We start from the raw sequence: 11,914 nt of genomic DNA, 5'->3' as shown, positions 1-11,914 counted from the left end.
GGTGGCATCCCATTTGGAGAAGATAGTATTGCTCTCCCGGGTAACCCCAAGTGGTCGACTCGTGCCAGTTCCGGGACTACAGCAGCGGTGCGGTGCGGCGCAAAAAGCAGGCTTTGGGATGGCAATTATTGCCGCCGATGCACAGCTGCCGCCCGGCATAACCGGCGCAGAGCTCACCTGCTTTGCGGGTGAAACCGTGCAGGAAGTCCTGGAGTTTCTCCAGCAGCCAACACCTCCTAGTCCACGAGCGCAAGCAAGATCAGGTGTTCTGCATAGTGGTGCTGTCCAGCAAAACCTGAATACGCAGCCGCTACCTTGTTCATCGCTGCTTCACCCAGCGCAGGACACTGGGATGGAAGAAGCCCACCCGCACCGGGTGGCGACACAATCAAACCTACCGCTTAACGCACCGATGGCCGCGGCAGCATTGTCAGCAACACATCGTTGTCTCGCGCACCCGACGCAACAACCTCCAGCGACACACCACCAGGCAGCTGATAGCAACGGTCAGGGCAACATTGCTGCGGTGGGGGTGCCGCCGTCACCTCACGAGAGCGCTCCCTCATATTCCCCAGACACCGTGGCCGCGGTGACTGCATTGGCACAGCAACTGGCCGCAACCACCGCAGAGACTACAAGCATTGCTGCGGTTGCTGCAGCAAGATCTCGCGTTGGAAACAAGAGGATGCACTGTTTTCCCGCTGCGACCGTGAACAAGCCAGATGCTGCAACAAACAGTGCTCGGCGCACAAGAGTATCAGCGGTCGATTGTGGACAGCAGCAAACCGATCGTTCGCCGAACAACCCGCCGTCTACCCCTGCGAACTGTGGAATATTGACGGCTGACACCTCATCACTTGTCCGGTGCGAGAAGGCACCCGATGAACCTGGTGTCGACCAGGTGCGGACTGGGGTGGATATTGCCATCGGATCCGTGAATTGGGAGGTGCTGACCCGCTATTGCGGCAGAACACAGCCTCGAGTGGCCGCTGATCCGTTCCTGCTTGGGATAGCGACCGGTATTGTTGGCGGCCACCCGCTTATCCCCGGCACCGATGTGCAGACAGCCCAGCAGGTGGCTGCGGCAATGCAGCGTGTGCTGGGGCGAAAATGGCAGTGTGTCGATGGCAGTTCGGTGAAAGCTTGGATTATTGAGCAACCATCCACCCCGGCAGCCGGTGCATGCCTGCCACACAGCGCCAACAGGTCAGCGAAAAATTGGGACACCAGTCGAGACACCCCACTGCGTGACCGGGCTGCTGAACACTTTGCGTCTGGCGCGTGTCCTGGTGAACCTGCTTTGCAGTATGTGTCGCCGGAGGCGAGTCGCGCCGGGCATGTGCTTGGTGCTGGTTTTGCTATTGTCGCCCCGCATCGACAGCAGCACCGTTCCGACGCCATTGTTGTTCTCGATTCGAAGACACCACCTGCGCTGCTGGCCGCCTTGCAGATGAGAGAGTTTCACCAGCAACCAGTGCTGGTGACCACCGGTTGTGGCCGCTGGTTTTCCGTTTCCCGGATTATCGACGCCACCGGACATCTGCAAGGGGCACTCCCGATTCCTGTGGCGGAGCAACAATTGCCGGATTCGATACAGTCGCATGTGGCGTGCCTGCTGCAATCGATGGCCTGGCAGGCGCATCGACGATGGCAGGGAATGAGTGGATCGGTGGCCACAAATGCGGGCGTGCATTATGCAGACTTTATGCGGGTTGCGTGTCATAGCAGCAATATTCGACCGCTTGCAGCAGTCCTTGCAGCGATGACTCCAGCTAGGAGACGGCTGCTGCTGCGATTTGCCTGGACTGTCGCTGACTTGGCAGGAAAAGCGGTTCCTACCCATGCTGAAGTCTCTGTTGTCGCTGATGCTGTGCACCCGTGTGCAACCGCACAATCAGCGAGGGAAAAGGGGGATTTATGATCGGTCAATCGTCACCGTATCGGGATGCTGCTGGGGCTCACGCATCGAGTAATGCACACTGGTCGCACGCTGAAGATGGTGCCCGGCAGGCTACCTATCACCATTCACCTGTGCGGGAGTTCAATTCTTCCCATCCAGCGTGGCCGACACGTCAGTTTGCGCGAGCTTTTGGGTATCTTCGGGCATCGGGGATACCTGTGCAGGGCTGCACCATGGAGACCTTCGCCACCACAGCGACACCCACAGATATTGGGAATCCTGACCCGAGGCAGGAAAATCGGAAGGCTACTGGTGCGCGTCATTCGGCGCCGCAACCTGGAACTAACCCGACCAAGCAACGAACAGGGATACCGGCGGGGTCTGCGGCGAACACGCAGCCAGGTAACAGGGTGCCGCCACCACCTGCAGCACACACACATTTTTCGGAAAACCCTGGAAAGCACAGACCAGCCGGTGCAGGAAGGCTCCAACAGCACGGGCCAGTGGAGGATCCCAACCGTGTGCTGAAACGGCAAAAAGAGGATGTGCACTCAGCCTGCCCAGCATCATTGTCACAATCCGGCCAGACCGATACCAACTGCCACAGTGTGCAACCGGCTGCCAGTACAGTCCACGCCCCAGGTTGGGTGTATCCACGAACCCTGTGGTGTGCCGGCGGTAAATCGGTACACCAGGACAGCGGCGCTGCCTTACAGCTAGATCCAATCCAGGCAGCATCTTCCCCGGCGCGGCGGCGGGTGGTTGCAGTGCTGGGCAGCAGCCGGCCGGCTGTGTATGCGGTGGACACTGTGACTCGGATTGTGCGCAGTTTGCTGCGTGATGACCGAATCACGGTGTTGACGGTGCCCGTGGACGGGATTGGGTTTCGGGTGCTGCAGCAGGCCACTACGGCTTCGGGGACATCGGCGATTGCGGTGGTGCCGGTGGCGTTAGGACAAGTGTCCTGTCGTCGCACAGCCGAGTTGTTGGATACGTTTGCGCACCGGGGTGGCATGGTGGTGTCCCGGTTCCCACCAGGAAAGCGAACACCGGCTACTTCTGTGGCCGATACGGCCATGCTGGTTGCTGCTTGGGCTGATGCTGTGGTGATGGTGGATTATCGCAACGATGCGGTGAGTTCGTTGTGTATCGCGGCAGCAACTGCTTGTAACACACCTGTGCTAGCGATTCCCGGTCCGGTTGATCAACCTGGATCGATGGGATGCCATCGGCTAATTGCCGAGCAGCAAGCCCAACTCGTTGCGAACTCAACAGATATTCGTGCCCAGGTGTTACCGCTGGCAGTCGATAACACTACCGCCGCCGCCTGCCAGTCACTTCAGCAGCAGGTGATCCATGCCTTACAAACACAGCCCGGGAAACACACGTTCGCCCAGTTGCTGCAATTGTCGGGGTTGCCGCCAGCGGTGTTGTCTCGGCAGTTGGTCGCGTTGCACTACAGTCGAAAAATTGACTGTAACCAACAACTGTTTTGGCTCACCCGGAGCACGACAGAGCAACACCACACCCCACCTGCGTAGAGTCAGGCTGCGTATTTGCAGGGCAGTGGTGCGCATGCAGGCGTAGGGGTGTGCCTGGCATGCAATTATCGATCAGCAGGTGAGTGTGTGTTGACCTGGTTGTGTGCTGCAGGCCGTGTGCCACCGCACCACCTTGCCGGGGCCGTGGCGTGTACACCTTACCTGGTGTCGTGTAGCAGCGGGTTGAACGCAGGTATTGCGGCGCCCAAGTCAATCAGACTTGTCCACATCGGTGCACTACACTGTGGTGTTGTGGAATCGCCGAAGACAGCTTCCGGTGACGTGCAATGGTCATCGCTCATCGACGAATTTGGGCTGTGGCTTGAGCATGTGCGCAACTGCAGCTCGAATACGGTTACTGCCTACACCGCCGATATAGCCCTGGTGCTGGACGGTCTATCAGGTTTGCAGGACTTGACGTTGGAATATCTCCGTGACTTTTTGTATCAGCAGAAACGCCATGGAATGTCTGCGTCGACAATGGCCCGTCGCACGGCGGCGATTCGACAATTTTGCAGTTGGGCGCGGAAACAAGGGCTTATCCCCACAGATCCGTCGCTGCGTCTTACCGTTGCTCAAGTCGGCCGCACCTTGCCCCGGGTGCTTCGCGAGGAAGAAACCACCCAGCTGCTGCAAGCACCCCATCCACTAGCAGACAGTACAGCTGCTGGGGTTGATGATGGCAGCAGTATCGGACAGCGAACCGGCTCCCGCCCGAAGCAGGCTGCTGTCATCGCCCGTGACTATTGCATCGTCGAGCTTATGTATGCAACCGGTCTGCGGGTTAGTGAACTTACCGGACTCCAGCTTCACGACATCGACGAACATAGACGAATGCTTCGCGTAACCGGGAAAGGCGGCAAGCAGCGCACCGTCCCCTTCGGTGAACCTGCCCACCATGCGTTGCAGCTGTGGCTCGAATACCGCGATACGCTGGCCAACCCTGACACCACCGCAGTATTTGTTGGCAACCAAGGTGGTCGCATTGATCCGCGGCAAGTGCGACGGATTGTGCAACGGCTAGCATCCGCTGCGGGTATCGACGCCCTTTCCCCTCATGCACTGCGCCACAGTGTCGCCACCGATTTACTCAACCACGGCGCCGATTTACGCCTAGTCCAGCTGTTGCTCGGGCATTCCTCCCTGTCAACCACCCAAATCTATACCCATGTCTCTGAACAGCACCTGCTTGAGGTGTTTCAACGAGCCCATCCGCGAGCCTAGCCACCACCGACAGGCCCACACACGAACCATCTGCGGCCACCATGCAGGAACAAACACGTCACAAGATACGAAACTGCGCCCCGTCTACGACGGTGGGCTACCAGCAGGTTTTAACCGAATATGCGGCGGCTGAAGCAGCCACATCGGATTGATATACGTTTGCCCAAACCTGGCACCCCACGACAATCCCGGAAACGGTGTAACCGGCTCACTTAACACCCCGATCAACTGGCCTTGTTGCACCACCTCTCCTCGGCGCACCACCGCAGTCACCGGCTGATAGCTGGTAATAAGCCCACCCTGATGGCCAATCGACACCGTTGGTGTACCGGCAAGCACCGCAGCAAACCGTACAGTTCCTGCAGCAGGTGCAAAAATAGGCGCACCAACCATCGCATCAAGATCCACCCCACGATGACCAGGCAACCATCGTTTCGCTGGTGGATCGAACGATCGAATTACCACCGGCAGATCCCGCCGGCTAGTTAATGGATTCACAAACCGACGACGCCCAACTCCACGCGCCTGCCACGAAACAGTACGGTGCGGCACCTGCGACCATCCACCACCCTGCACCACCCGCGTAGTGCCCGGGGCAGCATCAGCACGATACACAAGCGTCGAAGACACTGCCCCCTCAGATAGACTCAACTGCCCACCAGTAGCGGGAGCAGGATAAACCCCCAACAAACAACAGCACACAACAGCAAACAACCTACGGATAGCTATGGCAGCATTTCGCCGCATCCCGCAAACACTCCGTGGCAGAAATTCACGCCGCCGGCTGGTTTCCCCACCCCAGTTACAACAATGCACAAACACTGTGACTGTGTCGTACCCCCAACCGGTTGCAGCGACAAATATCCGCCACAACCGGCACAGCAGCAAGCCTCACCATCCCGACCACCCAAAAACCCCAGTGCGAGATGGGACAGAGAGGACTGCCCATCAGCCCCAAGCAGACAATCCGCAACAGGTTGCAGACTAATCCCGCCGCGGTGTCAGCATCGTCAAAAACAACACCCCATTTTCCTTGGCATCAGCAGCCACGCTCACCCGATGAACCACCATCGGGTCAAGATGCAACACCATCCCCGGTGTCAGCGTCACCGTCTCATCGCCGCAGCTAAATTGCAGCTCGCCGGCAACCGCCTGCACCAAAATCGGATGCGCCGCTTTATGATCAGCCAAAACCTGGCCAGGGGTGAAAGTCATTGCAATAATCGTCGCACCACTGTGAGCACCCAGCCGTTGCACCGCGGGACGAGCAGCATCACTGGGAGCTGGGGCCAGATCCACCAGATTGTAGGTGTGCATCGTCTCGCCGGATTCTAAATTCGGGCGCGCTGGGAATGTGGAGGTGTCGTGGATTGGTAGTTCTTGTGTCATGGCTTCCTAGTGTAAAGGTTCGTCGGGTCTGCAACCCGTCTTGCTGGTTCCTGGTTTAGGTGGTGGCTGGTTTTTCCAAAACCAACCCGATAGCACCAAGATGATCTCGATGTGTGCGGAATGTGGAACGCATCGTAAGGACGCGGCGGCGCAACGCTGGTTTAGTGAGCAAATTTTTCGCAATGGTTGCCATTCCCCGCAGCCCTTCATCGGCAATCATGCGGCGAGGCTCGAGCAGCGCCATCGGCTTGGAATATTCACCAACTACGTGAAACCCCACCGATTCAGCAAGGTGCTTCCACTCTGCGTGGGTCAAGGGTCGGGCATTGACTCGGATTGCTTGGGCGAGTGATTTCGTCAGTTGGGTTTTCACCGAATCGTCGACACTGTCGGGAACCATCGACAATTCATGGATGGCGTAGCGGCCACCCGGTCGCAGCACACGAAACGCCTCCTGCATGATGGCTTGTTTCTGTTTGTCGTTATTCATCGTCAACATTGCTTCGCCGATCACCACGTCAGCGGATTCAGCAGCCAACCCTGTGGCATCTGCGCTCGCTTGTTTGACTGTTACCGGTATCGCGCCGGCGGCTGCGGCAGTGACAGTTTTCACCGCAGTTTCATCTCGATCCACGCCGGTGTAGGTGGCGGGTTGCTGCGCCAGGAGTAACCCGGCAGTCATCCCCATCCCAGGGGCAAATTCCACAACATCAGCACCCCGCAGTGGGAGTGCGGCAATGAGGGTTTCGGTGAGTTCTTTTCCGCCCGGGCGCAATACTTTTTTACCGAGTTCGGCCAATACCCAATGTCCGGGACGGCGTTCAGCGGGAATGTTGGCCTCAGGAGTGGTGGGATGATGCATAGGGGGGACTTTCAGAATTGGGCGGCAAGCCGACATGGACAACAGAAGATGTGCAGTAATAAGGCTGGGGTGGTGGGCTGGAACAACAACCACAACAAGAAAGTGAGCCTTGCCTTAATTGGCGTTGCCTACCAAACTTATCACGGGTTAGTCACGTTTGGAACGTGATATACCTCACTGCGACTTGTGGGGATGTGTACCTTTAGGGGTCATGTGACCACTGTGTGACTGTTCGTGCTGCACGGGTATGCAAAAGAAATACCCGGTGAGAAAGACTCCACCGGCCCCACTGAGCGAGCGGCCGCAAAACCGCAGTGGCTATCGAGCGAGCAACAATGATGGTGATTTATATGCGCCCGCCGATTTGGGATGTTTGAGGCACGGCATTGTCATAGACGGCAGTGGTGGGTCGTGTAGCCGACGTCAGGAATGCTGGTAAGTAGGTGTGCCAAGCCTGGCAGTTACGATGCGGATGACCGCTACCCAGGGGTCAGTCCCGGGGCGCTGCAAGTGGGTAACTCCACTGGTGCAGGTGGGGCGGTAGTTATAGGTGTGACTTGGGGCTGTACACACCAGCAGAGTAAGGGGAGAGGGTGGTTTTGGTCAATCCTGAACAACCCGTTATGCTCGTCGGTTAGCAGTGTGTCCACAAATGATGTTTGGCGTTTGCGTGCTGAATTAACATTCGGCAACTCACGCTTGAAATCTGTGCACATCGGATGAGGTCGAAACGAACTCTCGCCTGCTGCAAGCTATCGATAAGCAAGGTAGTAGGCAGTACGGACCCGGTGTGATTGCAGGGCGCATCCAGACACACTGACTTCGCGCGGCACGAAGCCAATCGACTTGGCAATCTTGCGATTTCGCAGTTTTTCGAGTTGGTGGCCAGGGTTCCGAGTAGGTCCAATTGTGAGCAGGCATGGTTGTTGACTTTCAACAATCATCACTCCGTTGGTGGGAACACTGGTGTCGCCAGGCTGTAGGGAAAACCTGCAGAATCTTTCCAAGAATTAACCTCAAACCTCTACCAAGAAAGGGCGAATCACATGGCAGTCGTAACCATGCGTGAGCTTCTTGACTCCGGTGTCCACTTTGGCCACCAGACCCGTCGTTGGAACCCAAAGATGAAGCGTTTCATCTTGACCGACCGCAACGGCATCTACATCATTGACCTGCAGCAGACCCTGACCTACATCGATCAGGCCTTCGAATTCGTGAAGGAAACTGTTGCTCACGGTGGCACCATCTTGTTCGTTGGTACCAAGAAGCAGGCTCAGGAAGCCGTGCAGACCGAAGCTGAGCGCTGCGGTATGCCATATGTGAACCACCGCTGGCTCGGCGGCATGCTCACCAACTTCCAGACTGTGTCGAAGCGTCTGACCCGTATGAAGCAGCTGCAGGCTATGGATGCTGCTGAAGACGGCTACGAAGGTCGCACCAAGAAGGAAGTGCTCATGCTTACCCGTGAGCGCACCAAGCTGGAGCGTGTCCTCGGCGGTATCGCTGACATGCACAAGATCCCTTCCGCAATGTGGATCGTTGACACCAACAAAGAGCAGATCGCGATTGCTGAAGCTCAAAAACTCAACATCCCAGTCGTGGCTATCCTCGACACCAACTGTGACCCGGATGTTGTGAACTACCCGGTTCCTGGCAACGACGACGCTATTCGTTCCGTTGACGTGCTGACCAAGATCATCTCCACCGCTGTGGAAGAGGGCAAGAAGGCTAAGGCAGAGCGCGAATTCAACGCTGCTCGTGAAGCTGCTGGCGATCAGCCGGTGGAGGTTGCCGCAAAGGTTGAGGCTTCCGAAGAAGTTGCTCAAGAAGCACAGCCGGAATCCGCTCCTGTTGCAGAACAAGAAGCAACCAACAACTAAGTCGCATTGTTTGGCGGGAAACTCCCAGTCCGTATGAATGCAGACAGGGATGAGGCGACACTGCTTGTGGTTCACATCAACGAACCGAAACAAAGTTGCTGTGTCGCGACCGCCACAACCATCGCAAATGCTTGATGCACAATCGCGCACTCAGCAACCGGGTGGGGGTAGCCCCACCCGTTGCAGGGTATTGTGCAAAGAGCAACCCCACCAGTTTTTCTATCGAGGAGGATCGCCCAAGTTATGGCGAACTACACCGCTGCAGATGTAAAGAAGCTTCGCGAGATCACCGGTTCCGGTATGACCGCTTGCAAAAACGCCCTGAACGAAACCGAAGGTGACTTCGACAAGGCTGTCGAATTGCTCCGTATCAAGGGTGCTAAGGATGTTGGCAAGCGTGCCGAGCGTACCGCTGCTGAAGGTCTGATTGCTGTTTCCGGCAACACCATGATCGAAGTGAACTCCGAGACCGACTTCGTTGCGAAGACCGAAGAGTTCAAGACCTTCGCTGACCGTATCGCTGCTGCCGCTGCTGAGGTGAAGGCTAACTCCACCGAAGAGCTGAAGGCTGCCAAGGTTGACGGCGACAAGACTGCTGAAGAAGCTATCCAGGAGCTGTCCGCCAAGATTGGTGAGAAGCTGGAACTGCGTCGTGCCACCACCATCGAAGGTGAAAACGTCGCGAAGTACATGCACCACCGCAGCGCTGACCTGCCACCAAGCGTTGGCGTACTCGTTGCCTACACCGGTACTGGTGAAGCTGCTGAGAAGGCTGCCCACGCTGCTGCCATGCAGGTTGCTGCAATGAAGGCTCAGTACCTCAACATTGAAGATGTGCCGGCTGAAATCGTGGAGAAGGAACGCGCAATCGCCGAACAGATCTCCCGTGAAGAAGGCAAGCCAGAAAAAGCTCTGCCGATGATTATCGAAGGCCGTCTCAAGGGCTTCTACAAGGATGTTTGCCTCAACGAGCAGGCTTCCGTTGCTGACAACAAGAAGACCGTGAAGCAGGTCATGGATGAAGCTGGTGTCACCCTCACCGACTTCGTTCGCTTCGAAGTTGGCCAGCACAGCTAAGCATTTATTGCGCCGGTGGTTTTGCACCGTCGGTAAAGGCCAATAAGCTCACCACACCCCAAGGACACTCTGTGTGCTTGGGGTGTGGTGCTATCTGGGGCTAGTGCATTGCAGGCCAACCATCACCCGATTTTGCCTGCTGTATTACTGCTAGCTCGGGCCGCAATCGCAAGCGTGACAATGTGCGCTACGATAGACGGTTGGTAATACCTGCCCTTGAGCGCTTGCGTTATTGACACATGGTGTTCGCAACGGTTGCCGACAGCGTGAGTCGTTAAGCTCAACACTGTTGTCGGAACCGTCCGGTGACCAAGCTGCACGTTGTGGTGTGCTCTGCAACCATTGTTGCTGGCTTGCTGCAGCGCTGTAGGGGCACATTCCGCACCTTGATAGGAGAACCACATGGCCGACGAACAAACCACCCGTTCAGGTTACAAGCGCGTGATGCTGAAGTTGGGGGGTGAGATGTTCGGCGGCGGTAATGTTGGTATTGATCCTGACGTGGTCGAAAATGTCGCCCAGCAGATCGCAGAAGTTGCCCGAAATGGCCACGAAGTTTGTGTGGTCATCGGTGGCGGTAACTTCTTCCGTGGAGCTGAACTTTCCCAGCGGGGGATGGATCGGGCGCGCAGTGACTATATGGGCATGCTTGGCACTGTGATGAACTGTCTTGCGCTGCAAGATTTTCTGCAGCAGCTTGGAGTGGATTGCCGCGTGCAAACCTCCATCAATATGGCGCAGATCGCAGAGCCATATCTGCCCCTTCGAGCCCGCCGTCACCTTGAGAAGGGACGAGTTGTCATCTTCGGTGCCGGCATGGGTATGCCTTATTTCTCCACCGACACCACCGCAGCGCAGCGTGCTTTGGAAATCGGCTGTGAAGTGCTGCTCATGGCAAAGGCCGTCGACGGGGTGTACGATGCGGATCCCCGCACGAACCCTGACGCGAAACTTTATTCAGAGATCACCCCACGCGAATGTATTGAAAAGGGACTGAAGGTCGCTGACGCAACCGCATTTTCCCTCTGTATGGACAACAATATGCCGATTTTGGTGTTCAACCTGCTGACCAAGGGCAACATTGCCCGTGCCGTCGCCGGCGAACAAATCGGCACGCTCGTCAAGTCCTAACCTGGCGCGACAAAGCATCGCCAACATAGCGTCAAGCCGCGCCGAATGCAGGCTGTAGCCTCTGCGTTTATCTCGCAACACTCGCGGCGATGCATTGCTGCAGTAGCTGTTAGCCCAAAGACCTCCCAATCAGTGGGAAACTCGCTGCTGCGGTATCACCGTAGTCACATTTGATGCAGATCCGCCTGTCAACCGTAAGGTTGCCAGGCGGTGCCGCTAGAATAGCGACCAGGCAACGAATCACCGAAAGCTGTTGCCGATAGTGCCGCTACGATGCAGCTCCTGCTGCCTCTGGTACGTGGCAAGTTCGACAACCTACTTGGATGGATACCCGAAACAATCATGATTGAAGAAAATCATCTCGACGCCGAAGAAAAAATGGCTGCCTCTGTGGAACATGCGCGTGAAGAACTCACGACTATCCGCACCGGGCGTGCAAACCCGGCAATGTTTAACAGCGTGATCGCTGAATACTATGGCGTGCCAACCCCGATCACTCAGATGGCCACTATTTCAGTGCCAGAGCCTCGTATGCTGATCATCAAGCCATATGAGATGAGCTCAATGGGGCCAATTGAAAACGCTATTCGGAACTCTGATCTGGGCGTCAACCCAACCAACGACGGGCAAGTGTTGCGCGTGACTGTGCCACAGTTGACCGAAGAGCGCCGCAAAGACATGGTAAAGCTTGCCAAGGCCAAGGGTGAGGATGCCAAGATCGCGATCCGCAATGTGCGTCGCAAGCACATGGATGTGCTCAAGAAGATGCAAAAAGACGGCGATGCTGGCGAAGATGAAGTAATCGCAGCTGAAAAGGAACTCGACAAGACCACCCAGGAATATGTGGCCAAGGTCGATGTCTTGGTTGAGAAAAAAGAAAAGGAACTGCTCGAAGTGTAGCTGCGAGCAG

At 56.7% G+C, this 11,914-nt stretch carries 10 protein-coding genes; 7 read left to right on the top strand and 3 right to left on the bottom strand.

Features of this window, described 5'->3' with window-relative positions; translation table 11 throughout:
• The first annotated feature begins 982 nt into the window (after positions 1-982).
• From CCHOA_RS06665 to CCHOA_RS06655, 3 genes are all read left to right on the top strand, one after another.
• Complete coding sequence (locus tag CCHOA_RS06665; protein ID WP_123928531.1) at positions 983-1,921, top strand: hypothetical protein; 939 nt, start codon at positions 983-985, stop codon at positions 1,919-1,921.
• Between the two features lie 626 nt (positions 1,922-2,547).
• Positions 2,548-3,441, top strand: a complete 894-nt coding sequence (locus tag CCHOA_RS06660) for a DNA-processing protein DprA (protein ID WP_206425775.1) — start codon at positions 2,548-2,550, stop codon at positions 3,439-3,441.
• A gap of 252 nt (positions 3,442-3,693) precedes the next feature.
• Positions 3,694-4,665, top strand: a complete 972-nt coding sequence (locus CCHOA_RS06655; RefSeq protein WP_281273258.1) for a tyrosine recombinase XerC — start codon at positions 3,694-3,696, stop codon at positions 4,663-4,665.
• A gap of 84 nt (positions 4,666-4,749) precedes the next feature.
• Here the strand turns inward: CCHOA_RS06655 and CCHOA_RS06650 are convergent, their stop codons facing one another.
• The 3 genes from CCHOA_RS06650 to CCHOA_RS06640 form a co-directional block, all read right to left on the bottom strand.
• Positions 4,750-5,316, bottom strand: coding sequence for a M23 family metallopeptidase (locus CCHOA_RS06650; RefSeq protein ID WP_245992098.1), 567 nt, complete (start codon positions 5,314-5,316; stop codon positions 4,750-4,752).
• A 333-nt stretch (positions 5,317-5,649) separates the two neighbouring features.
• Entirely contained in the window at positions 5,650-6,054 is a 405-nt protein-coding gene (locus CCHOA_RS06645; protein WP_245992097.1) for a cupin domain-containing protein, read from the bottom strand.
• A 55-nt stretch (positions 6,055-6,109) separates the two neighbouring features.
• Positions 6,110-6,916, bottom strand: a complete 807-nt coding sequence (locus tag CCHOA_RS06640; protein WP_123928513.1) for a class I SAM-dependent methyltransferase — start codon at positions 6,914-6,916, stop codon at positions 6,110-6,112.
• A gap of 1,046 nt (positions 6,917-7,962) precedes the next feature.
• Here CCHOA_RS06640 and rpsB point away from each other — a divergent pair.
• The 4 genes from rpsB to frr all read left to right on the top strand — a co-directional run bounded on the left by rpsB (position 7,963) and on the right by frr (position 11,904).
• Complete coding sequence (rpsB, locus tag CCHOA_RS06635) at positions 7,963-8,796, top strand: 30S ribosomal protein S2 (RefSeq protein WP_123928510.1); 834 nt, start codon at positions 7,963-7,965, stop codon at positions 8,794-8,796.
• Positions 8,797-9,039: 243 nt separating this feature from the next.
• On the top strand, positions 9,040-9,873 hold the full coding sequence (tsf, locus tag CCHOA_RS06630; RefSeq protein WP_123928506.1) for a translation elongation factor Ts: 834 nt from the start codon (positions 9,040-9,042) through the stop codon (positions 9,871-9,873).
• Positions 9,874-10,275: 402 nt separating this feature from the next.
• On the top strand, positions 10,276-11,004 hold the full coding sequence (gene pyrH / locus CCHOA_RS06625; protein ID WP_123928503.1) for a UMP kinase: 729 nt from the start codon (positions 10,276-10,278) through the stop codon (positions 11,002-11,004).
• 342 nt (positions 11,005-11,346) lie between these two features.
• Positions 11,347-11,904, top strand: a complete 558-nt coding sequence (gene frr, locus CCHOA_RS06620) for a ribosome recycling factor (protein ID WP_123928500.1) — start codon at positions 11,347-11,349, stop codon at positions 11,902-11,904.
• Positions 11,905-11,914: the final 10 nt, after the last annotated feature.

The sequence above is a fragment of the Corynebacterium choanae genome (assembly GCF_003813965.1).
Taxonomy (GTDB): Bacteria; Actinomycetota; Actinomycetes; order Mycobacteriales; family Mycobacteriaceae; genus Corynebacterium; species Corynebacterium choanae.
Note: the sequence above shows the minus strand (reverse complement) of the source record. Positions and strands in the feature narration are given on the sequence as shown.

Bases quoted from the DNA above. Each gene is read 5' to 3' on its own strand.
- tsf (WP_123928506.1), top strand. From the start codon at position 9,040: ATGGCGAACTACACCGCTGCAGATGTAAAGAAGCTTCGCGAGATCACC.
- CCHOA_RS06645 (WP_245992097.1), bottom strand. From the start codon at position 6,054: ATGACACAAGAACTACCAATCCACGACACCTCCACATTCCCAGCGCGC.
- CCHOA_RS06640 (WP_123928513.1), bottom strand. From the start codon at position 6,916: ATGCATCATCCCACCACTCCTGAGGCCAACATTCCCGCTGAACGCCGT.
- pyrH (WP_123928503.1), top strand. From the start codon at position 10,276: ATGGCCGACGAACAAACCACCCGTTCAGGTTACAAGCGCGTGATGCTG.
- rpsB (WP_123928510.1), top strand. From the start codon at position 7,963: ATGGCAGTCGTAACCATGCGTGAGCTTCTTGACTCCGGTGTCCACTTT.
- frr (WP_123928500.1), top strand. From the start codon at position 11,347: ATGATTGAAGAAAATCATCTCGACGCCGAAGAAAAAATGGCTGCCTCT.